Origin of the sequence: Paenibacillus cremeus (genome assembly GCF_007786445.1) — a bacterium.
Classification (GTDB): Bacteria; Bacillota; Bacilli; order Paenibacillales; family NBRC-103111; genus Paenibacillus_G; species Paenibacillus_G cremeus.
This window is the reverse complement of the sequence record NZ_VNJI01000019.1, coordinates 55732-81040: the sequence shown is the minus strand read 5'-3', so window position 1 is coordinate 81040 and position 25309 is coordinate 55732. Positions and strand designations below refer to the sequence as shown.

General features: G+C 49.6%; 24 protein-coding genes. 16 read left to right on the top strand and 8 right to left on the bottom strand.

Annotated features, from left to right (window positions below; genetic code table 11):
- Positions 1-37 precede the first annotated feature (37 nt).
- The gene (locus FPZ49_RS16500) at positions 38-1285 is read left to right on the top strand and encodes a lactate racemase domain-containing protein (protein WP_144848700.1); all 1248 of its coding nucleotides are present in this window, start codon (positions 38-40) and stop codon (positions 1283-1285) included.
- Here the strand turns inward: FPZ49_RS16500 and FPZ49_RS16495 are convergent.
- Positions 1275-2609 (bottom strand): MFS transporter, encoded by a 1335-nt coding sequence (locus FPZ49_RS16495; protein WP_144848697.1) that lies wholly within the window; start codon positions 2607-2609, stop codon positions 1275-1277. The two genes, FPZ49_RS16500 and FPZ49_RS16495, sit on opposite strands and share 11 nt — an antisense overlap.
- A gap of 178 nt (positions 2610-2787) precedes the next feature.
- On the opposite strand from FPZ49_RS16495, the gene FPZ49_RS16490 reads away from it, so the two are divergent.
- From FPZ49_RS16490 to FPZ49_RS16460, 6 genes are all read left to right on the top strand, one after another.
- Positions 2788-3999, top strand: coding sequence for an MFS transporter (locus FPZ49_RS16490; protein ID WP_144848694.1), 1212 nt, complete (start codon positions 2788-2790; stop codon positions 3997-3999).
- Positions 4000-4576: 577 nt separating this feature from the next.
- On the top strand, positions 4577-5101 hold the full coding sequence (locus FPZ49_RS16480; protein ID WP_261381451.1) for a C40 family peptidase: 525 nt from the start codon (positions 4577-4579) through the stop codon (positions 5099-5101).
- A 154-nt stretch (positions 5102-5255) separates the two neighbouring features.
- Complete coding sequence (locus FPZ49_RS16475; RefSeq protein WP_144848691.1) at positions 5256-5930, top strand: response regulator transcription factor; 675 nt, start codon at positions 5256-5258, stop codon at positions 5928-5930.
- Positions 5927-7354, top strand: a complete 1428-nt coding sequence (locus tag FPZ49_RS16470; protein ID WP_144848688.1) for a sensor histidine kinase — start codon at positions 5927-5929, stop codon at positions 7352-7354. The genes FPZ49_RS16475 and FPZ49_RS16470 overlap by 4 nt, the downstream gene beginning before the upstream one ends.
- A 15-nt stretch (positions 7355-7369) precedes the next feature.
- Positions 7370-7978 (top strand): undecaprenyl-diphosphatase, encoded by a 609-nt coding sequence (locus FPZ49_RS16465; protein WP_144848685.1) that lies wholly within the window; start codon positions 7370-7372, stop codon positions 7976-7978.
- 43 nt (positions 7979-8021) lie between these two features.
- On the top strand, positions 8022-8576 hold the full coding sequence (locus FPZ49_RS16460; RefSeq protein WP_144848682.1) for a class I SAM-dependent methyltransferase: 555 nt from the start codon (positions 8022-8024) through the stop codon (positions 8574-8576).
- 36 nt (positions 8577-8612) lie between these two features.
- Here FPZ49_RS16460 and FPZ49_RS16455 read toward each other — a convergent pair whose 3' ends face one another.
- Positions 8613-9380 carry a YheC/YheD family protein gene (locus FPZ49_RS16455; RefSeq protein ID WP_144848679.1) on the bottom strand — a complete coding sequence of 256 codons (768 nt, stop codon included), beginning with the start codon at positions 9378-9380 and terminating at the stop codon, positions 8613-8615.
- A gap of 180 nt (positions 9381-9560) precedes the next feature.
- On the opposite strand from FPZ49_RS16455, the gene FPZ49_RS16450 reads away from it, so the two are divergent.
- Both FPZ49_RS16450 and bioB read left to right on the top strand, forming a co-directional pair.
- Positions 9561-10157 (top strand): DedA family protein, encoded by a 597-nt coding sequence (locus tag FPZ49_RS16450; RefSeq protein WP_261381450.1) that lies wholly within the window; start codon positions 9561-9563, stop codon positions 10155-10157.
- A 128-nt stretch (positions 10158-10285) separates the two neighbouring features.
- Positions 10286-11293: a biotin synthase BioB gene (gene bioB, locus FPZ49_RS16445; RefSeq protein WP_144848676.1), complete on the top strand. Its 1008-nt coding sequence runs from the start codon at positions 10286-10288 to the stop codon at positions 11291-11293.
- Positions 11294-11309: 16 nt separating this feature from the next.
- Here bioB and FPZ49_RS16440 read toward each other — a convergent pair whose 3' ends face one another.
- The 3 genes from FPZ49_RS16440 to FPZ49_RS16430 form a co-directional block, all read right to left on the bottom strand.
- Positions 11310-12542 (bottom strand): Ger(x)C family spore germination protein, encoded by a 1233-nt coding sequence (locus FPZ49_RS16440; protein ID WP_186445870.1) that lies wholly within the window; start codon positions 12540-12542, stop codon positions 11310-11312.
- 19 nt (positions 12543-12561) lie between these two features.
- Positions 12562-14118: a spore germination protein gene (locus tag FPZ49_RS16435; RefSeq protein WP_144848670.1), complete on the bottom strand. Its 1557-nt coding sequence runs from the start codon at positions 14116-14118 to the stop codon at positions 12562-12564.
- Positions 14119-14219: 101 nt separating this feature from the next.
- The gene (locus FPZ49_RS16430; protein ID WP_144848667.1) at positions 14220-15311 is read right to left on the bottom strand and encodes a GerAB/ArcD/ProY family transporter; all 1092 of its coding nucleotides are present in this window, start codon (positions 15309-15311) and stop codon (positions 14220-14222) included.
- Positions 15312-15466: 155 nt separating this feature from the next.
- Between FPZ49_RS16430 and FPZ49_RS16425 the strand changes: the two genes are divergently transcribed.
- The 4 genes from FPZ49_RS16425 to FPZ49_RS16410 all read left to right on the top strand — a co-directional run bounded on the left by FPZ49_RS16425 (position 15467) and on the right by FPZ49_RS16410 (position 19696).
- Positions 15467-16906 carry a spore germination protein gene (locus FPZ49_RS16425; RefSeq protein WP_144848664.1) on the top strand — a complete coding sequence of 480 codons (1440 nt, stop codon included), beginning with the start codon at positions 15467-15469 and terminating at the stop codon, positions 16904-16906.
- Entirely contained in the window at positions 16903-18000 is a 1098-nt protein-coding gene (locus FPZ49_RS16420; protein WP_144848661.1) for a GerAB/ArcD/ProY family transporter, read from the top strand. The genes FPZ49_RS16425 and FPZ49_RS16420 overlap by 4 nt, the downstream gene beginning before the upstream one ends.
- Positions 17997-19133 carry a Ger(x)C family spore germination C-terminal domain-containing protein gene (locus FPZ49_RS16415; protein ID WP_144848659.1) on the top strand — a complete coding sequence of 379 codons (1137 nt, stop codon included), beginning with the start codon at positions 17997-17999 and terminating at the stop codon, positions 19131-19133. Before FPZ49_RS16420 ends, FPZ49_RS16415 begins: the two co-directional genes overlap by 4 nt.
- A 212-nt stretch (positions 19134-19345) precedes the next feature.
- A complete protein-coding gene (locus FPZ49_RS16410; RefSeq protein ID WP_186445876.1) occupies positions 19346-19696 on the top strand; it encodes a response regulator in 351 nt (116 codons plus the stop codon).
- Positions 19697-19743: 47 nt separating this feature from the next.
- On the opposite strand, the gene FPZ49_RS16405 is transcribed toward FPZ49_RS16410, so the two are convergent.
- Positions 19744-20766, bottom strand: a complete 1023-nt coding sequence (locus FPZ49_RS16405; protein ID WP_144848653.1) for a serine hydrolase domain-containing protein — start codon at positions 20764-20766, stop codon at positions 19744-19746.
- A 178-nt stretch (positions 20767-20944) separates the two neighbouring features.
- Between FPZ49_RS16405 and FPZ49_RS16400 the strand changes: the two genes are divergently transcribed.
- Together FPZ49_RS16400 and FPZ49_RS16395 are read left to right on the top strand one after the other, a co-directional pair.
- Positions 20945-22021, top strand: coding sequence for a DmpA family aminopeptidase (locus tag FPZ49_RS16400; RefSeq protein ID WP_144848650.1), 1077 nt, complete (start codon positions 20945-20947; stop codon positions 22019-22021).
- Positions 22022-22085: 64 nt separating this feature from the next.
- Positions 22086-22805 carry a YebC/PmpR family DNA-binding transcriptional regulator gene (locus FPZ49_RS16395; RefSeq protein WP_144848647.1) on the top strand — a complete coding sequence of 240 codons (720 nt, stop codon included), beginning with the start codon at positions 22086-22088 and terminating at the stop codon, positions 22803-22805.
- Positions 22806-22911: 106 nt separating this feature from the next.
- Here FPZ49_RS16395 and FPZ49_RS35765 read toward each other — a convergent pair whose 3' ends face one another.
- Together FPZ49_RS35765 and FPZ49_RS16385 are read right to left on the bottom strand one after the other, a co-directional pair.
- The gene (locus tag FPZ49_RS35765; RefSeq protein WP_186445869.1) at positions 22912-23517 is read right to left on the bottom strand and encodes a hypothetical protein; all 606 of its coding nucleotides are present in this window, start codon (positions 23515-23517) and stop codon (positions 22912-22914) included.
- 171 nt (positions 23518-23688) lie between these two features.
- Positions 23689-24021, bottom strand: coding sequence for an S-Ena type endospore appendage (locus tag FPZ49_RS16385; protein WP_144848644.1), 333 nt, complete (start codon positions 24019-24021; stop codon positions 23689-23691).
- 202 nt (positions 24022-24223) lie between these two features.
- On the opposite strand from FPZ49_RS16385, the gene FPZ49_RS16380 reads away from it, so the two are divergent.
- On the top strand, positions 24224-25291 hold the full coding sequence (locus tag FPZ49_RS16380; RefSeq protein WP_144848641.1) for a Gfo/Idh/MocA family protein: 1068 nt from the start codon (positions 24224-24226) through the stop codon (positions 25289-25291).
- Positions 25292-25309 lie beyond the last annotated feature (18 nt).

Genomic DNA, 25309 nt, shown 5'->3' with positions numbered 1-25309 from the left:
AGCAGCACTCATCTCATCTTAACTGGGGGTTATGTCTATGGATATCATCGAATCGTTAATTCAGCATGTGCCCGTTCCACGGATGGTCAAGGTGAAGCAAGCTTTTAATTCGTTTGAAATTGAGGATGTAGCCTCAGAGGTACACGCTGCGCTGGGACAGTCCGGTGTGCTGGCCCGAATTAACCCGGGAGACCGGGTAGCGGTAGCTGTAGGGAGCCGGGGGATCGCCGACTTGCCGATCTTGGTGCAAGAGATGATCCGTGCTTTGAAAAGCCAGGGGGCGGAGCCGTTCGTCGTTCCGGCGATGGGCAGCCACGGGGGAGCGACAGCGGAGGGGCAGCGGGATGTGCTCGAGCAGCTCGGTGTGACCGAGGCGTTCATCGGGGCTCCGATCCGGGCGAGCATGGAGGTCGTGCAAGTCGGCCAACTGGCCAAGGGGCTGCCGGTATTTATGGATAAGCAGGCATATGAAGCCGACAAAATCGTGGTGATCGCCCGCATTAAGCCGCACACGGCATTTAGTGGACCGTACGAAAGCGGCTTGTGCAAAATGGTCGCGATCGGACTCGGAAAGCAGAAGGGTGCGGATGCTGCGCATGCCTACAGCTTTAAATACATGGCGGAGCATGTCCCGGCCATTGCTGCAGTCTCGTTAAGCAGGACTCCGATTGTGTTCGGACTCGGCGTAATTGAAAACGCTTACGAACATCTGAGCAAAATCGTGGCCGTTCCTGCTGAACGGTTCATGGACGAGGAGCCGGGGCTGCTGCTGGAGGCCAAATCGCTGATGCCGAGGATTAGGTTTGATCCGTTCGACGTGCTGGTGATCGACGAGCTGGGCAAGGACATTTCCGGCTCCGGTATGGACCCGCACATCACTGGACGGTTCCCGACTCCATATGCCAGCGGGGGACCGCAGGTGAAGCGGATCGCCGTGCTCGGATTGACGCAGAAAACCCATGGCAATGCCAACGGGATCGGGCTGGCCGATGTCACGACAAGGAAAGTATTCGAACAGACGGAGTGGGAAAAAGGGTTCGCCAACGCGCTGACCAGCACGGTATCGGATTCGGTGCGGATGCCGATGTTCCTGAACACGGCGGAGCAGACGGTTAGAGCGGCGATCAAGCTCTCGAATGTGCCGGACTTTACGCAAGTGCGGCTGGTTCGTATCACGAATACGCTGCACTTGAGTGAAATCTGGATTTCCGAGAGCCTGCTGCCGGAAGCGAGGGAGAAGGAAGGACTTGAAATTTTAAGCGAGCCGGAGCAGATCAGCTGGTAAGCTTGTTATTCAGCGCGCCGGTTGACTGGGGCCTGCTCTGCCGAAGGTACACGGTGCCGAAGCCCAGCAGCAGCAGGCCTAGGATGGCAAAGCCATAGCTGAGGCCGATCGCGGTGATCAGCGTTCCGAATACCACCGGGTTCGTCAGCTGCACGAAGCGGTTGGACATCGTCCGCAGACTCATGGCCATCCCGCGCTCGCCGGCCTCTACGGTATGCGAAACCATCATCAGCGCCACCGGCTGATTGACGCTTGTGCAGGCTCCCCAGATGAACACGATCCCGGCAAGCAGCCAAAATTGCGGCTTCACCATCAGCAGCAGCAGGCAGATCGCTCCGCTAAAAATGCTGATCAGCATAATGCGCCGATGACCCAGCCAGCTCATCAGGTAGCCGGTAACCGGCCGAACAATAAATGCGGCCAGCGCAGAGACGGACAGCATATTCCCGATCTGCGTATGGGTAAGACCCGTGCCCGACAGAAAGAGAGGGAAAAACGTCGTCCGCACATCGATCAGCATAAACAAAATGCCGTTAAGCAGGATCGCGACTGCAAAGGGCTTGTTCTTGCGAATCAATTGGAAGCCGTCTAGGTAGCTTTTCCAGAAGGATGCTTTGTCAGCGGCGGCAGAAGAGACAGGAGACTTTCCGGTAGCATTGCTGGAAAGCTCCTTTTTTGTATCGTTAGAAGCTTGTTCGCTTTGCCTCTCTCTGCTCGCATAGGAACCCATCGGCAGAAAAACGGCCAGAATCAATCCCAGCACGTTAAACGCAGCAAACACATAGAATACGAACGAATAGCCGCCTACATCGGAAAAGAAGCCGCCAAGCGATGGTCCCACCAGCTGCCCCAGCGTATTGATGAATGAAAAATTCGAGATGATATGATTGCTCTTCTTCTCGTCACTCCGGTTCGCCGCAATGGAAGCCGCCGCCTGCAGTGCCCCCCAGGAGAACATCCCCCCGAAGCCGTTCAACATCTGTCCGATTACGACTAGAATCACATTTTCCAAATGAATGCCGACGATAGAGGAGACGCTGCTGATCAGGCAGAGCGTTGCTCCCACCCACACCGCGCGCCGTGTGCCCATGCGGTCGATCCGGCTGCCGATGGGCATGCCGAACAAAATCGGGATAATGGCATTGAGCGCGACAAAAAAACCGATCATGAAGGCTGCATACCCGACACTGTCGAAGTAGAGCGCCACAATCGGCCGTACCATATTCACACCTAGCATGTAAGCAAGCGATGAAGCCATAATCGACAGCAGGCTGATCCCGACCGTTCGCCGGTCCCCGCCACCCGCAGCAGCAAGTCCACTCATAGCACGACCACCTCGGAGATTAAGATTTCATGAAGCGTTTACATAAGCATACCATATTGCAGCGGTCGCTGATGCTATTCACCAGAGGAGGATTATAAAGAAATGTTTAGAAAATGGATTTTCCTCCAAATAGGTCTATCATATACGGATACACTTGGAAAGGTTGGTAGCCATCATCATGAATTCTACTTCAGCATTGTCGGGGAGAGAGGCTGTGCAAACCCAAGCGCAAGCGAGGTTTCCGATCTCCCTGTTATCTTTAACGGTCGGCGTCTTCGCCGTCGGCATGACCGAGTTTGTCATCATGGGAATCCTGCCCAATGTCGCCGCGGACCTTCATGTCAGCATCTCGCAGGCGGGGCAGTTGATCACAGGCTATGCCCTGGGTGTGGCTTTCGGCGGGCCTGTGTTGGCCATGCTGACTCATCGACTCCCGCAGAAAAAGCTGCTCCTGCTGCTCATGCTTATTTTTATACTCGGCAATCTGCTTGCCGTATTTGCACCTAACTACAGCATGGTCATGGTGGCGAGACTCATTACCTCACTTGCACACGGCACCTTCTTCGGAGTCGGTTCGGTCATCGCCGCGAGCCTCGTGAAGCCGGACCGGAGGGCCAGCGCGGTCTCCATCATGATGGCGGGGCTGACCATTGCTAATATCATCGGCGTTCCGGTGGGGACCTTCATCGGGCAGCATCTGGGGTGGCGCGCTACCTTCGGCGCTGTCGTGATCATGGGCGTCATTTCGCTCTTGGGCATCCTGCTCTTTATCCCTCGGCTGGAACAAAAAACATCCACCAGCCTGCTGCAGCAGGTACGAGCGTTGGCTCAGCCTAAGCTGCTCCTTGTCCTGCTCATCGGAGCGCTGGGGTGCAGCAGCTTGTTCATCGTCTTCACGTACATCGCTCCGATTCTGATGCAAATTACGGGCTTCGGGGAGAGCAGCGTAACATGGATCTTAATCTTGTTCGGCTGCGGGGTGACGCTGGGCAATCTTCTGGGAGGGAAGCTGGCCGACTGGAAGCTAATGCCATCCTTACTCAGCAGCTTTGCGGTGCTGGCCGTCATTCTGGCCGTCCTTGCGTACACGGACCATTTTCCCGTTGCAGCCGTGATCACGGTGTTCATCTGGGGCGTCGCGGCGTTTGGCATTTTGCCGGGCTTGCAGCTTCGCATCATGAATCTGGCTAAGGACGCGCCTGAGCTAGCCGCTACGTCCACCCATTCGGCGCTGAATTTGGGCAATGCAGGCGGCGCCTTCCTGGGCGGCTGGGCGATTACGCACATGGGCCTAGGCACCTTGCCATGGATCGGTTCCGTGATCACGGCCCTAGGCTTTGTGCTATTAGCGATTACTTATATGAAGGAACGCTCTGCATTCCATAAATAGAAGAAGACAGCCGATGGGCTGTCTTTTTCATTCCTACGTCAATACAGCGTTGGAATCGGTGGGCACGAAACCGCTTCAATGAGTCGGTCATCAAAGCCATAAAATGTCCAAAAGGCTCCATTCCACCGATAGCCTGAAACTGCGCCGTACTGGACGCTCGTGGGGTAAAACCAGAAGCTGTCGCCAGTCCAAAGCCAGACATAAGTATACTCGTGCATACAGTCGACTACATAGGAAAAGTCCGGTTTGGGCGGGATGTATGGTGGCGGAGGAGCTAGAGGCTGCTGTCTCAACAAGAGAAATCACTCCCTTTTCATAGGTCAATACCCGTACTTCATGCTACGTAGGTACATCCCCAATGGACTGTGCGGCTGCCTATCGCTCAGGGAATAAAACGCTTTATTTTCCTGTCAAGGGAAACGGCTCATCTATTTTTCATGAAATTCTAAGAAAAGAAGAAAATGCCTTGAATGGCGTGGATTTACGGCAACGCTGGCAAATGGTAGGCGATTCAAGCTGTGGTATGCTGAGATCAGCCCGACAGTAAGCATCTATTACTTCAAGGAGGAAGAACATCATGAAAACGATGAAGACGATCGGTGTGAAAAAAGCGACCTTAACTCTTGGCTTAGCAGTAAGTATGTTCGCAGGACTATCAGCGCCTGCCATGGTCTCAACTGCATTCGCAGCGCCAGCGTCGGTAACACCGACGGCCTCTGCAAGCATCCTAGCAAGCCGCATTGTCAACACCGCCTTGTCGTACCAAGGGAAAGTGAAGTACGTCTTTGGAGCTAGGGATCAGCAACGTCTTATATTTGACTGCTCTTCCTATACTCAATATATGTTTCAGCTCAACGGGGTTTCGCTCCCTTGGGGCTCGAAAGCGCAGTCTCACGTAGGCAGCTATGTTCCAAAAAGCCAGCTTCAACCCGGCGATTTGGTGATGTTCAGTGTCAGCACACCCGGCCAGATCAATCACGTAGGGATTTACATCGGCAATGGGCAATTCATCAACAACCTGCCTCATAAAGGTGTCACCATCTCCAATCTGAACAGCTCTTACTGGACAAGCCACTACATTACGGCTCGACGAGTGCTATAATCGATTTGATTCCTGACCCAGTACCATAATTGGTGCTGGGTTTTTTATTTCGTTCTCATCAAATTTTCATGTTGATTAAATATAATGTGGGCATGGATTTTGGAAAAGCTATAGCAAGAAAAAAAAAGCCTTTCAGGACAAGGGACGTTAGCGGATGAAGCGCATATTGCTGGTTGAAGATGAGAAAAATCTGGCTTTGTTCATCGAGATGGAATTAAAGCACGAATCGTTCCTGGTCACCAAAGCGTTCGACGGGAAGTCCGGCTTGAAGCTGGCGCTGGAGCAGGATTGGGATCTGATTCTGCTGGACCTCATGCTGCCGGAGCTGAGCGGTGTGGAGGTGTGCCGGCGTGTTCGTGCCGTGAAGCCGACTCCAATCATTATGCTCACGGCAAGGGACAGCCTCGAGGATCGGGTCTCTGGTCTGGACAGCGGGGCGGATGATTATATCCCTAAGCCATTCGCGATGGAAGAATTGATGGCCCGGATGCGCTCGCTGTTTCGCCGGGTGGACATGCCCATCGACGCGGATCGCGAAGTCATCGCTCGCCGCGAGCTGCACTTGGATCTCGATGCCCATAAGGTCACCCGTTATGGGGAAGCTGTGGAGCTGACGAAGCGGGAATTTGCCATGCTGGCGGTGTTCATGCAAAATCCGAACATTGTGCTGACGCGGGATGTTCTGCTGGAAAAAATCTGGGGCTACGATACCGAAGTGGAGACGAATGTGGTGGATGTTTATGTGCGGTACTTACGCAATAAGCTGGACGAGCCCGGTCAAGAGAGCTTGATTGAGACAGTCCGCGGAGTAGGGTATGTGATGCGATGATGGAACAGCTGCGCATCGCACTCTCCCGGCTGCCTATCAAATGGAGGATCGTACTGATGTCTACGGTCATCCTATGCCTGCTGTTCGTGCTCTACAATGCCGTTCAGTTCGTAACCATCCGGAGCTGGCTGACCAATCAAGAGCAGCTGTCCATGAAGCGGACGTTGGCTCAGATCGATGACTATTTTCAAGAAAAGAAGGGGACTGCCGATCCCGAGCTTATCTCCAAAAGCCAGAGCTACTTGGAAAAATGGATCGAAAAAAAGCAGCTGATTCGCATTTTGGATCAGAGCGGCACCCCAGTAGTCACTGTATCCAACCATTTGCCTACGGAGTGGGTGGAGCCTGAATCGGTGCAGCGGCTGCAGCAGCTGAACATCTGGCACGAGGATGAGCATTTGCTAGTGCTCAGAGGTCCGATTGCGACCGACCAATTCCGAGGTACGATCGAGATCATTAATAACCTGGAGTTGCTGGATCATATCTCTGATCTTATCCTCTTCGTCATGCTCGCGGCGGCGATTGGCTCCGTTTTCCTAAGCGGCTTGGGAGGTCTAGTGCTGTCGAAGCAATTGCTTACGCCGATCCAGTCGCTGGCTGAAACCATCCAGAACATCAAGACGAGGGGCATGCACGAGCGTGTGCGGCCCATGAATAATAATGATGAGCTATCCCGGCTGGCCTGGCATTTCAATGACATGATGGATCAGCTGGAGGCGGCTTTCCAGCAGCAGAAGCAATTTGTCGAAGATGCTTCGCATGAGCTGAGAACGCCGCTCACGATTATGAAAGGGCATCTGTCCTTGCTGCAGCGATGGGGAAAAGACGACCCGGAGGTGCTGGACATTTCGCTGGAGGCTGCGTTACAGGAGTTTCAGCGCATGGATGGCATCGTACAAGAGCTGCTGGAGCTTACCCGTGCGGAAACCCAGCCTGCAACCGCCCTAATGGAGAGCGTCTCTGCGAAGTCTTATATTCAACACACCTTGAACCGCTTTGCAGCCGCGCACCCAAGCTTCACGGTGGAGTCGGAGCTGGAAATGGCCGAAACGGAGACGATTGCCGTCGTTCCATTCCAGCTGGAACAAATCCTGCTTATCTTGCTCGATAATGCCGTGAAGTACTCCAGCGAAACATTTCTCGTTCGAGTTGAAGGGAAGAGGCGAGGGGCGCACGTCGAAATAAACGTGATTGATTTTGGAATGGGAATTCCCGACAGAGATGTACCCTATGTATTCGACCGCTTCTACCGCGTAGATAAAGCCAGAAGCCGGCAGCAGGGTGGGACGGGCCTGGGACTCTCGATCGCCAAGCGCTTGGTGGAGCGAAATCAAGGTCAAATCTCGATCACTAGCAAAGAAAATGAAGGAACGACAGTGACGGTTCGTTTTCCATTGGAGGAAAAGCGTCTGCCGTTAACCTAAATAGGAGGCTGCAGCATGTTACAACTAGATTATCAGCTCTTTCAATGGATCAATGGCTTGGCGGTCAAGCTGCCGCTGTTTAATCCATTGATTCGATTTTTGGCGGAGGATGCAGAGTATTTGTTCTATATCGGTGTGTTGATTTACTGGCTCATCCGAACGGAGGCCAACCGGCGAATGATCGTGGAAGCGATGACGTCGGCTTGCATTGCACTGGGGCTAAGCGGCTTGATCGGCATGGAGTTTTATCGTGACCGCCCGTTCGTCGCTCATCAAGTGATCCAATTGATCCACCACGCAGCTAACGCGTCCTTCCCAAGCGATCATGCGATTGGCGCTTTCGTTATTGCCACCTCGATCTGGCTGACCCGGAAGAAGGAAGGGAGTGTATGGTTTGTGCTCGCGGCAGGCATCGGATTGTCTAGAATCTGGGCCGGCGTACATTATCCGAGCGACATTCTGGCAGGGGCTGCGATTGGCGGCTGCGTTGCCGGGCTGGTCCATGTCATACTCACGAAACTGCGTTGGGCTCAAAAAGCGGTCCAATTCAGCATTAAGCTGTACGAAGGCCTGGAAAACAAGATTTGGCCTAACAAGCGATATCACAACACGCATCAGGTATAACAACCAAGCAAGCTAAGCGTATCTCGAATGGAGGCGAAGGATTGTGGCTGCAGGTCAACCGCTGCTTTTTCTACAGAAATTTATTACGAACCCGAAAGAAATCGGCAGTATCATTCCAAGCTCGAGATTTTTATCGCAAAAAATGGTTCAGTCCGTGCCTTGGCAGGACATTCGTACAGTGGCCGAGCTAGGCTCTGGGACGGGCGCCGTTACACAGCTTATCCAAGCTAGTTCTGCGGCTTCGACCCAAGTCTTTTTGTTCGAGAAGGATCGCCACATGCTGGGGAATTTGGCCAAGCAGTACCCCGATTACCACTGTCATTCCAATGCGTGCCAATTATTGAATGTCATTGAGCGCTCCGGTGTAAGTCAGCTGGACTGCATTATTAGCGGGCTCCCGTTCTTTAACTTCCACCCGGAGCTGCGGGACGAACTTATTCATCAGATCATGCAATCGTTGAAGCCTGGCGGGTATTTTGTTGCGTTCCAGTATTCGCTGCAGATGAAGAAGCAATTTTCTCACGTCTTTGAGATCGAGCAGATCCATTTCGTACCGTTTAACTTTCCGCCTGCATTTGTGTACGTTTGCCGAAAATAAGGATGGTAAATCAGACGATGGCATAGTCGCCATCGTCTACTTCTTTTTGCGAAATCGTCCATTAGCCCGGGCATACTTGATGACCCTGTAAAACATGCTTTTATCTTTTAACTGATTGAAGATGAAGGGATCCGGGGATGTATTGACCTCGAAGACCCAGGGGTGGAAGTCGGAGCTGAAGCCGATGTCGACGCCGATCTCCCGAAAGCCCGGCTGAGTTTTGGACAGCTGCTCTGCAATGCGAAGGCCTACTTCCTTCATGCTCGAAATGTGCTCCTCGGCGGCCGCATCGGAGAGGTGGGGGCTTAGCAGCAGCTTCACCGGTAACGGCTTTCCCTGGCTGTGGAAATTCGTGACCACTTTCTTCGGGTAGGCCAGCCGGCCGATCCAGCCTGTTACTTTCCAAGGGAGATGAGCTGTGCGCTGGACCATGATTCTGATATCGAACGGTCGTGACTTGTATTTGAGCATATGAATGCCTTGCTGCACCAAATAGGATTTTTTCGGTTTGGTCTGAAGAATCGATTGGTACATCGCCTGATAGGAAGCAAAGGAACGCTTCCTAAGGCCGGACTGATAATGATATCTCTTTCCGTTCTCGCTTTCCGTTTTGGTCACACGCATCACACCAATTCCGAATGAACCGTGAATCGGCTTAATATAGACCATGCTGTATTTGTTCAGCATCGATAACAAGCTTGCTTTGGAAAACAAATGTGTTTCGGGGACAAAGCGACGGAGATCTTGGTTTTGCAGCAGTAATTTTGTCTTGATCCACTTGCTTCCTAACGTTCTCCGCATCATGCACCGCTCCTTGAATAGGGGATGCCATAAGGTATTCATTCGCGGCTGCTCTCAACATGGGCATTAGCTTATTTTACAAGCAAACATCAAGAAAGTTTTAATGCTCAAGCACTCGTTTTCCATCTTCGAGGACAATAGTGTAAAATAGATGGGTAAACGAAAGCTAAGGGAGTCCTGCACGTGCATTTTCACATTGGACACTTGATCCACGAATATGGGGTATGGGGAATTTTCCTCATCTTGCTGGTGGAGATGATCGGGATTCCTTTTCCGGCCGAAACGACCTTGACCTTCTCAGGGTTTGCCTTATCCAAAGGGGAATTTCGAATGATCCCGCTGCTCCTGGCTGCGATCCTCGGCAACGTTATCGGATCAAGCATTGCTTACGGCATCGGCCGTTTTCTGGGGAAGACGGTGATCCTGCGATGGGGCAAATACATTGGACTGACCGAGGAGCGGCTAAACAAGGCAGAGGAACGGTTTATGAAGCGCCGGGTTTCGATCCTGCTCATCTCCAAGTTCATTGCCGGGATCCGTATCCTCACACCTTATTTGGCTGGGATTAACGGTATTCCGTTTTCCGTGTTCACCCTCTACAATTCCATCGGAGCCGCGCTCTGGGTGATCGTGTTCGTGTTTCTCGGCCGGTACGTGGATGTCGCTTGGGGACGGTATCATGCGATCATGCACAAGCATTTGGTGCCGATTATCTTGGTTGCAGCGGTGATTGTAGGGATTGTGGCGTGGTTTAAACTGCGGAATAAGGAAAAAGCGTAAGACTCTTAGTCGAGCGCTTTTTTTATTTCCCTTTACGGTTGCTTCGCTGTCTGATAAACTACACTGGATACATTGTAAACCAACAATAGAAAGTTAAGGTTAACAATTGACGTGGAAGGATGATTAGGATGACGACAAAGCACGCACTAGCAACGAATACTTTATGGCCATCCCTTGTACATAAAGCACTAAATGGGGAAGGATTAACGATGGAGGAAGGGCTCTCTATACTTGAGGCCGATCAAGACCAATTGCTTCCGTTGTTGCAGGCTGCGTTCCAGGTAAGAAAGCATTACTACGGCACGAAAGTGAAGCTGAACATGATCATCAACGCCAAAAGCGGACTTTGTCCCGAGGACTGCGGGTACTGCTCTCAATCGATCGTTTCTACTGCCCCGATACAAAAATATACGCTGCTGGATAAAGACACCCTTCTAGCGGGAGCACGTGAAGCGTTGGCGCGCAAAGCAGGCACTTACTGCATCGTAGCCGCAGGCAGAGGCCCGACAGAGCGGGAGCTGGATCAAGTGGTGTCCGCCGTTAAAGAAATCCGGGAAACGATGCCGCTCAAAATTTGCGCATGCCTCGGAATATTGAAGGAGGATCAAGCCGAACGTCTCGCGGAAGCAGGCGTACACCGTTACAACCACAACTTGAACACAAGTAAAGCTAACTATCCCTCCATTACTACAACCCACACTTACGAACAACGCGTGGAGACAGTGGAAAAGGTGAAGGCCGCAGGGATGTCCCCCTGTTCCGGCGTCATTATTGGAATGGGGGAGACGAACCGTGAAATCGTAGAAATAGCTTTTGCTCTGCGTGACCTTGATGCGGATTCCATTCCGATTAACTTCCTTAATGCCATCCCAGGAACCCCACTCGAGCATGCGGGACGCACACCGGCGGCCAAAGCTTTAAAGGTATTGGCTTTGTTCCGTTTCGTCTGTCCATCAAAAGAAATTCGCGTGGCAGGCGGACGAGAGGTTAGCCTTCGAACCCTGCAGCCACTGTCTCTCTATGCAGCCAACTCGCTCTTCGTAGGCGATTATTTAACGACGGAAGGCCAAGAAGTGTCGGCCGATCATCAGATGATTGAGGATTTGGGCTTTGAGATTGAGTTAATTGCGTTGTAGTAAGGATTCAAACTCCTTATTTTTGCTGTCTCTGCAGCTTGAACGACTTCGTGGTTAGGCCTGTTCTCTTGATAGTGATGTCGGCCTTGGGACGTATTTCGATTTTAACGAATTCCGTCTGCCAATTCGGGCCGACCCGCTTCCAATCGTTCGGGTATTTACGATGAATTAGGTCGCCAAATCCAACTACATCCGTCTTCAGCTTCTTGACCGCGGACCACGATTTCTCGATCGTTTCCGTGATTTTTTTATTCAATTGCGCCTCCATGTCTTGTTCTGTATTGGGCTTAGTTAAGTCCACCGGACAATCCGTCTCCAGCAGCACACCTTTCCCTTTAACCTCGATGTCGATCACGAAATGGTCCCCGATCTTATGCGGCGTTAGTCGGGTTTTGGTGCTCAGCAACTGAAAGGTTGAGTTCTCTACGCTCGAGCTCTCTTCGCAAGGGAACGAAAACGTACTATTTTTTACCATGTTACGAATGAAATTTACACCAAGCGCTTCCTGAAGGGATAACCAGCCTACCAGCTTATCTTGATTTAGAACCGCCAATCTTCCTAGTTTAAGCAAGGAACTAAGTGCTGTTTGACCCAGTTTATCCGGATTAGTCACCTCTGGGGACCCTGAGATAAAAACCTCGGGCAGCACCGCACTTTTGGATGTCCCAAGAAGCTCTTTGGCCAATCTGTACATTTGTACATTTGGAAGTGCGGATATGTGCTGTGATTCGTCTTTTATCATTTCTTCAATGCCGTCAGCGGGAATGACCTGAATCTGCATCAGCTGCTTTAATATTTCTCTTGCTTCTCCTTCGCAAATGAGCACGCTTACGGTCTCCCTGGATTCTAGATTTCGAAGGTAGACGTCCAGAAGCAATGAAAGCCCTTGCTCGACAGCCGTCGTGCTGACAATGATGACTCGGTTATGAGTGAAGTAGAGATGACGCGGGCTTTCGAGTTCATTTTTCCACGTCGCTTCGCGAATCGTCTTGCCTTGGGTCGAATAGACAACGATCGGCAGCTTCGCAGCCCCGCGCGTACCGGCCGCTACTGATGAGGAGAGTGCCGAAGGGATGACCACTTGGTAGGACATCATCCATTGACCATCTTTATAATCGATTCCCGTTGCTGCGGTAAAGCCCAGCTGATTCAGCTCATGACGATCCCAGCAGCCCGTCAGCAGCAGACAAGCGATGGCCATGCTCAAGCCTAGTCGAAAAATGCATACTCGATGTGCACGACTGTTCATCCCGTTCCTCCCGCCTTCGTTATCCATTCGTGTCTGGTGTCGGATCCTGTTCATGACCTGACATCGGTGGTGTTTGCGGCTTCAGGCCGCTGCTTTGTCTCGTCAGATTGTGCTGTGAAGCAAATTCGATGGGACGCTTCTTCATGGCCCAACGCGGAAAACGGACGAAAACATCCTTCCAGTTCTGCTTCGAGGCTGGTGATAACGGCGAAAGATAAGCGAGACCGAACGAGCGGATACTCGCCAAATGAATGAGCATCACCATCAACCCGCACAAGATGCCGAATAAACCTAACGTAGCGGCGAGGATCATCATAACGAAGCGAATAAGTCTTGCCGCATTCCCCATATTCAAGGACGGAATGACAAAGTTTGTGATCGCTGTAAAAGAGACGACAATAACCATGACCGCTGATACGATACCCGCTTGTACAGCCGCCTGACCTAGTACAAGAGCGCCAACGATGGAGATCGTAGGACCGATTGCCCGCGGCATTCGAACACCGGCTTCCCGAAGCACCTCGAACGTAAATTCCATCAGTAGTGCTTCAAAGAAAGCAGGGAAAGGAACACCTTCCCGCTGCACAGCTAAGCTGACAAGCAGCGCCGCCGGAAGCATTTCCTGATGGAAGGTCGTTATGGCGATGAAAAGCGAGGGGAAAAGCAAAGAGCTGAAGAACGCCCCAAAGCGAAGAAATCGCAGGAAGGTTGAAATATCATAGCGTTGATAATGATCTTCGCTGGATTGAAAGAATTGGATGAACGTGACCGGCGCGAGAAGCACGAACGGGGAGCCGTTCACGATAATTGCAACCTGACCTTCGAGAACGCCCGCCGCAGCAGCATCCGGACGCTCTGTGTTCTGGATTGTCGGGAACGGGGTAAAAACAACATCTTGAATGTAGTCTTCAATATAACCGCTATCCAAAATACCGTCCGCATCGATGCGATCCAGCCTGGACATTACTTCTTTTACAATGCTGTCTTTTGCGATGCCATCCAAATAGATCACCGCAACCTGCGTCATGGTTTGCTTGCCGATTGAGCGAACGTCAACTCTTAATTGCGGAGATGGAATACGGCGGCGGATCAGAGAGAGGTTCGTATGGATATTTTCCGTGAAGCTTTCCTTCGGTCCCCGGATGACTGATTGCGATGTCGGCTCCGTGATCGGCCGCTGCTCGCCACCCGCCGAGCTTGCCGACATTCCCGACCGGCAGCCTTGCAGCAGGATTACCGTGTTCCCTTTGAGCATCTGTGTAAGCACTTCGTTAAGGGTACTAATCTCTTGAAGCCCTCCGACGCTGAGTGCTTTATTCTTCAGGAGCAGCATCCAATCTGTTGGCGGTATTTGGCCGGAATTTGCTTCTATGGCGGTCAGAATGGGCTGTACAATCATCTGGTTTACCGTTTGCTGGTCAACCAGATTTTCAATATACACAAGTACCCCGTCAATTCCGGAGGACACATCCATGAAAGTGCGTGCGACAATATCGGAACTGGAACCGAGCTTGGCATAGAGCCAATTCACGTTGGTTTGCAAATGCTCGGAGATCGACTGCTTCGTCTCTGTCATGGATTCGGCAGCCCCAGTCTGGTGATTTGTTTGGTTTGTTTTTTTCTGTCGTCTTCGCGATAGTTTCATCTTCGTATCCTTTTCCTTTTGGATCGTTAGAGTCAGCCATTTGTGCTTGAACGTAAGCGGCTCCGTACCAGCATAACGATTAGCAGAAGTACTGGAATATAAATCTGAAAAACTGGAAAGTGGTATTTCACATTAAAATCAAATCCGAGCCAGATTTGCTGCATATAGCTTCGAAATAGGAGCGATCCGATGAATAAAACTACTCCAACGCCAACGACAATGTATCGTTGATCCATTTTGAACAAGTGCTTTCCGACGAAGGCTGCGCATAAATAATAAGCCGTCAATTTAATAAAACCGCCTGTGAACAGCAAAGCTGCGACGAATGGATCGAGCCGCTCAATAAATGAAGCAATTTGAACATGACTCATCACTTGAATGAAGGGTACAAGGCTCATCTGAGCAATGGGTCCCAAGCTGCCGATAAGTATTGCGTTAGTCACGATAAGTAGAATCCCCGAAACGATGAAACAGCGGACGGTAGTTTGAGTCAGCTTTTGCTTCGGCGTGACGAACTTCCAGATCATCAGGAACAATACCATCTCTCCGAACGGGAATGAAACGATACTCGGTACGGCGGCTTCGATCACCTTTTTGAAGCCGTTATCGAGAATAGGCTCAAGAAGGTGCAGGTCAAATAATCCCGTCGCAAGGATTATGATGATGAACAAAATGTAGATCGAGACGATCATGGGAGCAAGAATCTGCGTTATTCTACCGAATACTTCAATGCCTTGCCATACCGCATATCCGGATACGAGCAGCATGCAAACAATCAGAAATGACAACGGAGTGTTGGGGAGCATATAAGTATTCATCAAATCTCCGAATTCCCGGAGGTTCCTTATCGACGAGTAGGAGAAATATATGAAATAAGCTAGACCGAATACATAGCCCAAATACTTGCCGAAATAGGTATTGAATATTTCCATAAGCTCCTTTTCAGGCTCAAGGCGTTGAATATACAAGGTAAGCAGAAGCAGCACTAACCCGACGACCATAGCTAAGAATACGGCGATCCACGCATCCGCTCCGGCTGTTTTCCCAAGCAAGAATAATGGGGAGCTGCCAATCTGAAACATGACAATAAGCGCGCAGAGCTGCGACGAACTGATCTTCTCCATGGATTATCCTCTATTGGTAAGAAATTGCAGACGATGTTCTTTACTATAACCGTAGTGGCTGCTTTTAATGCATATTTCCTACGTAAGGATAAGAAGTGGAATCTTGGGTAAAATAAGGGAGACTTTCCGTTCTGGAGAAGAGAGGGGAACTTTGCGTGCAAGCCGACACATCTATAGACAACAACGAAAAGTCGCTGCAAGAAATGCTTTCTCATAGCTCTGACTTCAAATCGAGCGATTTCACGTCCGGTGACCGTCACTATCGGCTTTTTTATTTGGATACTATGATTGAGCAAGCCGCAGTGCAAGACCACATCATCCGCCCTTTGCTTAATCACTCCAACAGCAGCATCCGTGAAGCCGTGACCGTCCTGGAATGCATCGAGACGGAGCTGCTTTCAGATGCGTCGCAAGCTTTGATCAAGGGGAAAACCGTCGTTCAAATCGAGAGCGAAGCGAAGCTTTATATACTTGGAACAGAGCTAAGAAAAGAACGAGCGGTCAATATTCCGATCAACGAACGCGTGCTGCGCGGCTCTAACGAAGCATTGATCGAAAACTTGGATACAAATATCAATTTGCTGCGCAAGCAGATTGCGTCGTCCGATCTTGTCGTTAAGTCTTATCACCTCGGACGCAGGTCGAATACGAGGATCTCCGTTCTTTACCTGGATTCCCTGGCGAACGAAGAAGTCGTCAAGGAGTTTGACCGCAGGATTCGGAGCGCAGATATCGATTATGTTGAAGCACCAGGTTTTCTTAGTGAGCTGATCCAGGATCAAAGGTTTTCGCTGTTCCCGCAAATACTCGTAACCGAAAGACCGGACCGCGTAAAGTCTTACCTGATGGGTGGAAAAATCGCCATTTTGACCGACGGCTCGCCGGATTGCTTGATCCTACCGGTTTCATTCTGGGCGTTCTTTCAAAGCCCCGATGATTACCAGATCAACTGGCTGCTCGGAAGCACATTCAGGTTTCTTCGAATGATCTGTTTTATTATCGGGATCAGCTTACCTGGTTTTTATGTCGCGCTTGTTACTTTTGATCCCCGGATTCTGCCGTTCGAAATTGTGCAGACCATCCAAAGCTCTATGCAATACACTGCATTGCCGCCTGTACTCGAGGCCATCATTATGCTGCTAGTACTCGAAATCCTGCGTGAGGCGTCCGTTCGTCTTGCAAGCCCCATCGCCCAGACGATTGGTATCGTCGGCGGTATTGTCATAGGGACCATCGTCGTTCAGTCCAATCTGATCTCCACGATGACGGTCGTCGTCACAGCACTTACGGGTATAGCTTCGTTTATCATCCCTTCCTATGAGATGAGCAGCGCAGCTCGCATATTACCATACCCGATCATCATCATGTCTTCATTCTTAGGGCTGCTTGGCCTGGAGATTTCTTTTCTCGCTTTGCTGACGCATTTGGCTCGAATCAATACCATGGGCATTCCATACTTTTACTCGGGACTAAGTCTCAATACGATCAAAGATACTTTTTTCAGAGCTCCGCTACTGAGCTTGAATAAACGCCCGAAGGAAGGCTTACCTAAAGACGAGAAGAGACTAAGAGTCCGAAGGGGTCGAAACGAATGATCCACATGGAGAAAATAAGTACAAACCAGTTGACTTGCCTCGTCATTCTGACTCAAGTCGGCGTTTCTGTATTAACGATTCCATACACTTCAGCCCACTACTCAGGTTTCGATTCATGGATCTCCTTATTGCTCGGTGGATTGATCTGTCAAGTGGCCATCCTAATTATTTATCAGCTCGGCAAGAGATATGCCCTTCAGCCGTTGCCGCAATATATTACTGCCATCGTCGGAAAGCCATTAGGTTGGTTTCTAAACGTTTTGATTGCAGCGTATTTTGCTGAGAACAGCTTGATGGTCGTAGTTTCTTATGCCGATGTTATTAGCCGATGGAAGCTATTCATGACCCCTTGGTTCGTTTTGATCGGGGTATCCGTTGTGATCGCTGCTTATATCGCTTCATCTACGCTGCGGACCATCGCTACCATCACACAAACGATAATGCTCATGTTCGCAATTTGCTGTTTGATCATTTTTATTAGCGGTATGGGCAAAGGGGATCTTCGTCATTTACTGCCGGTCGGCAGTCACGGGATCGGTGCAATTATAAGGGGAACGCTCCCCACCTTTTGGTCATACTCTGGATTTGAGCTTCTCCTGTATGCTTTTCCATTCGTAAGCTGCCGCAGCAAAAAGGAGATCGCGATAGCCGTATCGACAGCCAATGGAGTTACGACCCTTTTTTACGTCCTGATCTCGATCATCGTCCTGTACAACTTTAGCGAAAAACAGATGAACTCCATTCCCGAGCCGATGGTCTACATATTACGTAAATTTTCGTGGCCCGTTGTGCAAAGCCTCGATATTTTATTTATGGCGATTTGGATGTCCGTGACAACCGTAACGGTTTATGTATATTTATTTATGTCCGCCCGTTATTTGGCTTTCGCCCGACGCCAAGAAATTCGCAACCATCCGCTTCTGGTTTGGATCCTTGCGTTCGTTTGTTTCGCGATCGGAATCTGGGGCTCCGACAGGCAATGGATCTTTAAATTTTCCGATTTCCATAATTCAGCCAATGCGGTTATGATTTTCTTGGTGCCGACCTTTCTGCTTCTGGTATCTCTGGTACGGGGAAAGGCGGAAACGGGATGAAAAAAGCAGCTATGGGAATGCTGGCGCTACTTCTATTAACCGGCTGTTGGGATCGAATGCCGATACGCGATCTTCATATGGTTGACATCGTCGGTTTGGATCGGGAAGAGAAGAGCGGGAACTTCGTGGTCGATATCGTTAACACCATACTTAGTAAGACCGGACAAGGACAAGGAGAGCCGATATCGGAGACGTCTGAGCTCAAAGGACCGAGCATCCTCGAAGCGGTTGGAAAAGGAGAGTACATCGACGAAGGTCGTTTCGTGGGGATCAGTACGCGGATCTATTTGATGAGCGAAAGGTTCGCTTCCCATGAGCCTTTTCATGATCTGGCGTTTGTGCTTCAAGCCCCATATACATCCATCAATTCCCCGGTAGTGGTATACGAAGGCGATATGACTAAGCTTTTGAAAACTCAATCGGGCACTAGAAAGCCGCTTACGAAAAAAATGAACGATTTTATTAAGGCTTTAGAAAGAAACGAAATTATGTTCAACGTTTCCTTGATGTATTTGATTTTATCCTATTTGGACCCATTGGAAGATGTAGCACTGCCCTTGCTGAAACAATATGATTCGGGTATGGAGCTTGAGGGTGCCCTGCTATTCCGAGACGGTACAAGCACTGGGGTGAAGCTTGATCAAGAGCAAGTCCGAATGATGATGATCATGAAAGGAAGAACCAATGCACGACAAAGAATTTCCGGGCATCTGCCGGGAAGCAGCGTAGGTAAACAACCAAACTCTGACCCAGCGGAAGATGTAGACTTCGGATTTTCCGCCAAAAAAGCGCTCACCAAAATCACCGTGCAGCCAGGCTCGAATGGATTGCCGAACGTCAGCGTCGGAGTTCAACTGAAAATTAATACGTTCGAAATCGGGGAAGGATTGCATTTACTTAAGCCTGATTATGTGAATCAAATGGAAAAAGAGCTGAACAAGTATTTCGAGAAAAAAGCGGCGGACACGATCGAGATGCTGCAAAAAGCGAATTGTGATGTACTCGGCATCGGCAAGCAAATCAAGGCCTTCCACCCGAGCCTATGGAAATCACTGAATTGGCGCACAGACTATCCGCGTATGTCGATCAAGCCCAAATTTGACGTGCAGATTTTGAATGCGGATCCCGAATAGTTGATTAGGCGCGAGCTCTTCTGGGAGTACGCGCCCTTTCTTTTGTACTGTAGCCGCATCTCTAAGTTAAGATGAGCCAACCGTATATAGATTAAAAGCTATTATATATATTACTTTGTGTATTATTCAATAATAGACAAATTAATTATAATAGTGTTATACATTTTTTCGATATACAGGTGAAAGGACAAGAGGATTTAGTGGCTAGGATTATGATTGTGGACGATGCGGTTTTTATGAGAATCATGCTGAGAAGTTTGGTCCAAGAATGCGAGTATGAAATCATTGCTGAAGCCGAGAACGGGATGGAAGCAGTCTCGTTGTATAAGAAGTATTGCCCGGATGTAATTATTATGGACATCACCATGCCCGAGATGGATGGAATCGAAGCAACCAAGGCCATCCTTTCCATTGATCCGAAAGCCAAGGTTGTCATGTGCAGTGCGCTGGGACAGCATCACATCGTGCTCGATGCCATCAAGGCGGGGGCAAAGGATTTTATCGTGAAGCCTTTCGATGCGGATCGGGTTATCGCAACACTACAGAAGGTGGTTTGTATGTAAAAACACTCAACAGATCGTTTCGATTCGTTGAGTGTGATTCCATGTTGTTAACCGATCACCGAATTAATGATGCTGTTTAGAATCTGCTCGGGCATATCGACGTCAGAAGAATAGGCGGTCATCGCCACGACCAGATGCAGGGCTGGAATGACAAAAATGCGCTGACCAAACGATCCCCCAGCGTAAAAGGTATTGAAAACATTTTTGGTCATCGACTTCATCCACCACATAAAGCCGTACAAGCTAACCGAACCCTTCGCGTCACGGATGTACGCCTTCGGATTTAAGGTTTCAGCAATCCATTGGTGTGGCACGATGGCTTGACCTTGCCACTCTCCATTGTGCAGATACAATAAGCCGAGCTTAGCCATATCGTGTACAGGCAGAGCCATGCCCCAGCTGCCGATTTGATGGTTTTGCGGATCCGCGGCCCACTGCACCTGGGATATGCCCAGCGGGGCAAATAGATGGGCTTCAGCATAGTCCAAGAGTCGCTGACCTATCGCTTTTTCCAATACTACGGCCAACAGATGCGCATCCCCGTTGCTGTAATTAAAATGTGTACCGGGAGCATGCGCCGCGGGGTGAGCTAAGATGGCCTCAGTCCAATCCGATGAATACATCATTTGCTCAGAGGCTACATTGTTATAGTCATTCCACTCCAGGCCGGACGTCATACTGAGCAAATGCCGAATTTCAATGTCTTCTTTATGCAGGACTCCGACTAGCTCGGGGAACCAATGGCTCAGCTTCTGATCGAGCTGGAGCTTGTTCTCGGAGATCGCAATGCCGGTTAACGCCGACAAAACACTTTTGGTCAACGAATACGCCACCTGCGGTGTTTCAACCGACATCTCCTCATTCATGGCCTCGGCTACGACATAGCCATTTCTCACCACAACCATACTGCGAACATTGTAATTCGGCAGTGCTTCAAACACATGGGCTAGTGATCTCGAATCCAGTCCTTGTGCCTCCGGTGATGATGATTTCCATTCGAACCGTTTTGGGCTCGCGATCTTTCGCGCCCATTGGGCTACTTGTGCTGCCGGTTTGATAAATTTACTCATCTCTCTCCACTTATCCTTCCGACGGATCTATTTTCTCTATACTTTTTCAATAAGAAATGCTATACCTGGAATATGAAATCTAGATGAGCAAATACTTAAAATAACATTAATCTCCGTGGGGCGGCATCGAAACGTCACGAATTGGACAAATTTAACAATTGGAAAAAGGAGCGGCAAGGTGAGCAGCAATCGTTTTAGACATTATGGATTACCCGTAGGCAAGCTTCCTACGGGCCCGAGCAATAGTATCACCGATGTTCCAGGGGTTACGGTCGGTCATGTTACGCTGCATTCAAATGATCAAGACAAGTGCATCCGTACCGGGGTGACAGCGATTTTACCGCATCAGGGGAACCTTTTTCGCCAAAAGGTGGCGGCCGCGGCGCACGTTATTAACGGCTTTGGCAAGACGACGGGGCTCGTTCAGGTCCATGAGCTGGGCTGTATCGAATCCCCGATTATGTTAACGAATACATTCGCTGTTCCGGCAGTTACCGAAGGAACGCTTCAATACATGATGGAGCTGGATGCTGGCATTGGAGATTGGGATGGTTCGATCAATGTGGTGACCGGTGAATGTAATGATAAAGTGCTAAATGACATGCGAGGGCTTCACGTACGGCCTGAGCATGCGGTGGAAGCGATACATAAAGCTTTGCAGGGCGAGGTTGTAGAAGAAGGCAGCGTTGGCGCAGGGACGGGTATGGTGTGCTACGGCTGGAAGGGCGGGATCGGAACATCATCGCGCATGGTGGAGGTTGGCGATCAGCCCTATCATTTGGGCGTCCTTGTGCTGTCGAACTTCGGTGCAGGAGAGGACTTGACCATTCTAGGTCGTCCAGTGGGGAAATTTTTGAAAAAGAGAGAAGAGGAAGGGCATAGCCAAGACGGTTCGATCATCATTGTCGTTGGTACGGACCTGCCGATGGATTCCCGTCAGCTGCAGCGGATCGCTAAGCGAGCGGTGTTCGGCTTAGGGCGAACCGGGTCGGTGGCCAATCACGGAAGCGGGGATATCGTGATCGCGTTCAGCAATGGCAATCGAATTCCGCATACCCCGGAAAGCAGCTTCATTACAATGCAAGCTGTCCGTGAAGACGGACCGGTGATTTCGGCTTGTTTTCGCGCAGTCGCGGAGGCGACGGAGGAAGCGATTTATAATTCGTTGTTCACAGCGCAGAAGACGATCGGAAGAAACGGAACGCTCATTCCGGCGCTTCCAGTGAACGAAGTCGTGGCGATGCTCCGCAAATAATGACAACGTATATGAAAATCGGTTATTATAGGTAATATTACAATAATAGAAAGTGGGATTCAGTGTGGGACGTAAGTGGAATAACATTAAAGAAAAGAAAGCTTCTAAAGACGCCAATACAAGCCGGATTTATGCCAAATTCGGACTTGAAATTTATGTAGCTGCTCGCAAAGGGGAACCGGATCCAGAAGCGAATCGCGCTTTGAAGGTCGTTCTTGAACGGGCCAAAACGTATAACGTGCCGAAAGCCATCATCGACCGCGCTATTGATAAGGCCAAAGGCAGCTCGGATGAAATCTACGAGGAGCTTCGCTATGAAGGCTTCGGACCGAACGGATCGATGGTCATTGTGGATACGTTAACCAATAACGTAAACCGTACAGCTCCGGCTGTTCGCGCAGCATTTAATAAAAACGGCGGGAACATGGGCGTGAGCGGCTCCGTTGCCTACATGTTCGATCAGACGGCCGTCATCGGGGTAGAAGACAAAGGCATCGATGAAATCATGGAGCTGCTGCTCGAAGCGGACGTCGACGTTCGCGACCTGTCGGAAGAAGACGGACTGGTCATGGTGTACGCTGATCCTGAGCAATTCACAGCCGTCCAAGACGCGCTGAAAGCAGCCGGCATCACCGAGTTCTCCATCGCAGAAGTGACCATGCTGGCACAGAACAACGTTACCCTGCCAGAAGATGGACAAAAGCTGTTTGATAAGCTGATTGATGCACTGGAAGATTTGGAGGATGTGCAGCAGGTTTATCATAACGTGGAGCTTGAGGAGTAGGCTTGAAAAAAGCTTGATACAGATTAAGTTGAACTCACTTTTTGTATGGATTAACTCATACAAGGAGTGAGTTTTTTTATGTTGAAGACGTAGCTTCAAACTTAAGCTAGACACGCTTGTAAAGCGTAATACAGAATGTACCATTTACTCCTGATGGAGCATCAATAACAAAAGAAATTGGATTTTTTACTGCAGCTGCAATTGAAAATCCAGGTGGCACTGGTCCAACCGTTGTAACGGGTCCCTCTGTTGATGTTATGGTACCAGAAACAAAAGCGGAACTCGTGGCAGAGTTAAAAATCTCAAAGGTTCCTTCAAAATAATCACCAGCTGGAGCAGTAAATACAGTACTTATAGCTGTACCCAAGAAGTTACCACAAATTTTTTCTTGGAATACTTGAGTTGAAGGGCTTGGTGGGGGACTTTCCAAAATATCTTCCAATTTGAATTGAAGAAGCATCTCTTTCTTGACGGATGTTTTTAATACATTATTTACACTTTTATCAATGGCAATCAAATTAGAAAATTGTACTTCAGGAATGCTTATACCGGGCAATGTACCTACAACAGCTTGTATTTTTTCTGCTTCTGCATTAATCACATGTGCTAATCCCAGTTCTTCAAATGCAATAGAAGCCAAAAGGAGATTGACTACTTCTTCTCTCGTTAGGCTTATGCTAGGGGTAACGTTTGGTATATTTGGAAAGCTCATATATTTTCACCTCATCAAAAAACTTCCAAAATATTTTATGAAATGAATTGATTTTTGAAACGGATTAACACCTATGATTTTATATGTGGGGGAATATTTGCATAAAAATATTTGCATAAAAAAGGAGTCTCTTATTAAACAGTGAGACTCCTTTAAATACTTAATACTAAGTTAAGCTAGGACGCGTTTGTAGAGTGTAATACAGAATGTACCACTTACTCCTGTTGGTGCATCAATAACAAAAGAGATAGGATTTTTTACTGCCGCTGCATTGGAGAATCCCGGTACTGCATCAAACGTTGTAACGGCCCCGACGGCAGGAGTTACTGTTCCAACAGCTGAAGCGGTACTTGAGGCAGAGTTGAAAATCTCAAAAGTTCCTTCAAAATAATCACCCGCTGGAGCTGTAAATACAGCACGTACAGCTGCTCCTAAGAAATTGCCGCAAATTTTTTCCTGGAATATTTGAGCCGGAGGGCAACAGGCACTAGTATTGCAACACATGTACACTCACTCCTTTTAATTAAAAGTATTAGAGCTTATCTGCTCCCTATATTAAATGATTTATTTTAGAGATTTGAGAGTTTAATAGCGGAATTTATGCAAAAAATTATCGTTGAATAGACAACCCATTGGTTGAACCTTCCACCGACTTCAGTCTACAATAGAGATAGAAGACTCTAGTATCTGGAGGAGAATAAGCAGCATGCAGCCTATGGGGCAAATCCATTTGGGGATTATTGGATGTGGAAAGGTAACGGTGGCAAGACACCTTCCTTCGATCAAAGCGGTGGGTGATCCGACGGTGAGGCTGGTGGCGATGGCAGATGCGGTGCCAGGGCTGGCTCGTCAGGTGGCGGATGAGCATGGGATTGCGCTGGCATTTGACGATTACCGGGAGCTGATCGCGATGAATGAGATCAATGCCGTGTCGATCTGTACGCCGGCCTTCACGCATCGACAGATCGCAATCGACTGCCTCAGGGCAGGGAAGCACGTGTACCTGGAAAAGCCAGCAGCGTTAAATGAAGCGGAGATGCTCGAGATTTTGGCAGTGTCGAAGGAAACGGACCGCGTGTTCATCGTGGGCTCGAACGGGTTGCTGCAGCCGCAAATGTTCGTTTTTAAGAACATGATCGAGCAAGGTCAATTGGGCGAGGTATACAATATCGGCGTTTCGCGGACCGCTTCCCGTGGGGAAAGTCACAGCAGAAAAAGCTTTTCGAGCGACGGTGGCGTCCGAATGGAAAGCGCTTCCCATAATGTGGAGTGGGCGTTGTTTTTCCTCGGTGATCCTAAACCGGTTGCCGTAACCGCGACGGGGTACTACAAATACGACAACCTTAGCATCCTTCCACATGAGCGTGAAGCGAAAGAAACGCAGGACGCGATCATGGCGTTGATCCAATTCGACAATGGAACGAGCTTCAGCTACAGCGCCATCCGGGCTGCCGCAGCTCCGCCGAAGTATGAGCTGACGATTCAAGGGGATCTAGGCCAAATCCGATATGATGTAAATAAGTGCTACCAGCAAAAGTCCAATGAGTGCGTCGATGTCTACACCCAGAACGAGGAGGGACAGCTCGTTGCTTCGAAGCCGATCATTGAATGTGGAAGAACGCATGCGGCAATGTATGAGCATTTCTTCCAGTGCATTCATGAAGGTCAAGCGTCGCCGGTCAGCAATGGAGAGCGAAGCGCGGTAGTGATGCGGGTGTTGGACGCACTGAAGCTGTCTATTGAGCGTGGAGGCAAGCAGATCGAATTGAATTAATCGCTGGATGGAAAGGTG

What these genes read in the sequence shown, in the direction of transcription:
- FPZ49_RS16500 (WP_144848700.1), top strand. Translation starts at nt 38, where the DNA reads ATGGATATCATCGAATCGTTAATTCAGCATGTGCCCGTTCCACGGATG.
- FPZ49_RS16495 (WP_144848697.1), bottom strand. Translation starts at nt 2,609, where the DNA reads ATGAGTGGACTTGCTGCTGCGGGTGGCGGGGACCGGCGAACGGTCGGG.
- FPZ49_RS16490 (WP_144848694.1), top strand. Translation starts at nt 2,788, where the DNA reads ATGAATTCTACTTCAGCATTGTCGGGGAGAGAGGCTGTGCAAACCCAA.
- FPZ49_RS16480 (WP_261381451.1), top strand. Translation starts at nt 4,577, where the DNA reads ATGAAAACGATGAAGACGATCGGTGTGAAAAAAGCGACCTTAACTCTT.
- FPZ49_RS16475 (WP_144848691.1), top strand. Translation starts at nt 5,256, where the DNA reads ATGAAGCGCATATTGCTGGTTGAAGATGAGAAAAATCTGGCTTTGTTC.
- FPZ49_RS16470 (WP_144848688.1), top strand. Translation starts at nt 5,927, where the DNA reads ATGATGGAACAGCTGCGCATCGCACTCTCCCGGCTGCCTATCAAATGG.
- FPZ49_RS16465 (WP_144848685.1), top strand. Translation starts at nt 7,370, where the DNA reads ATGTTACAACTAGATTATCAGCTCTTTCAATGGATCAATGGCTTGGCG.
- FPZ49_RS16455 (WP_144848679.1), bottom strand. Translation starts at nt 9,380, where the DNA reads ATGATGCGGAGAACGTTAGGAAGCAAGTGGATCAAGACAAAATTACTG.
- bioB (WP_144848676.1), top strand. Translation starts at nt 10,286, where the DNA reads ATGACGACAAAGCACGCACTAGCAACGAATACTTTATGGCCATCCCTT.
- FPZ49_RS16440 (WP_186445870.1), bottom strand. Translation starts at nt 12,542, where the DNA reads ATGAACAGTCGTGCACATCGAGTATGCATTTTTCGACTAGGCTTGAGC.
- FPZ49_RS16435 (WP_144848670.1), bottom strand. Translation starts at nt 14,118, where the DNA reads ATGACAGAGACGAAGCAGTCGATCTCCGAGCATTTGCAAACCAACGTG.
- FPZ49_RS16430 (WP_144848667.1), bottom strand. Translation starts at nt 15,311, where the DNA reads ATGGAGAAGATCAGTTCGTCGCAGCTCTGCGCGCTTATTGTCATGTTT.
- FPZ49_RS16420 (WP_144848661.1), top strand. Translation starts at nt 16,903, where the DNA reads ATGATCCACATGGAGAAAATAAGTACAAACCAGTTGACTTGCCTCGTC.
- FPZ49_RS16415 (WP_144848659.1), top strand. Translation starts at nt 17,997, where the DNA reads ATGAAAAAAGCAGCTATGGGAATGCTGGCGCTACTTCTATTAACCGGC.
- FPZ49_RS16410 (WP_186445876.1), top strand. Translation starts at nt 19,346, where the DNA reads ATGATTGTGGACGATGCGGTTTTTATGAGAATCATGCTGAGAAGTTTG.
- FPZ49_RS16405 (WP_144848653.1), bottom strand. Translation starts at nt 20,766, where the DNA reads ATGAGTAAATTTATCAAACCGGCAGCACAAGTAGCCCAATGGGCGCGA.
- FPZ49_RS35765 (WP_186445869.1), bottom strand. Translation starts at nt 23,517, where the DNA reads ATGAGCTTTCCAAATATACCAAACGTTACCCCTAGCATAAGCCTAACG.
- FPZ49_RS16385 (WP_144848644.1), bottom strand. Translation starts at nt 24,021, where the DNA reads ATGTGTTGCAATACTAGTGCCTGTTGCCCTCCGGCTCAAATATTCCAG.
- FPZ49_RS16380 (WP_144848641.1), top strand. Translation starts at nt 24,224, where the DNA reads ATGCAGCCTATGGGGCAAATCCATTTGGGGATTATTGGATGTGGAAAG.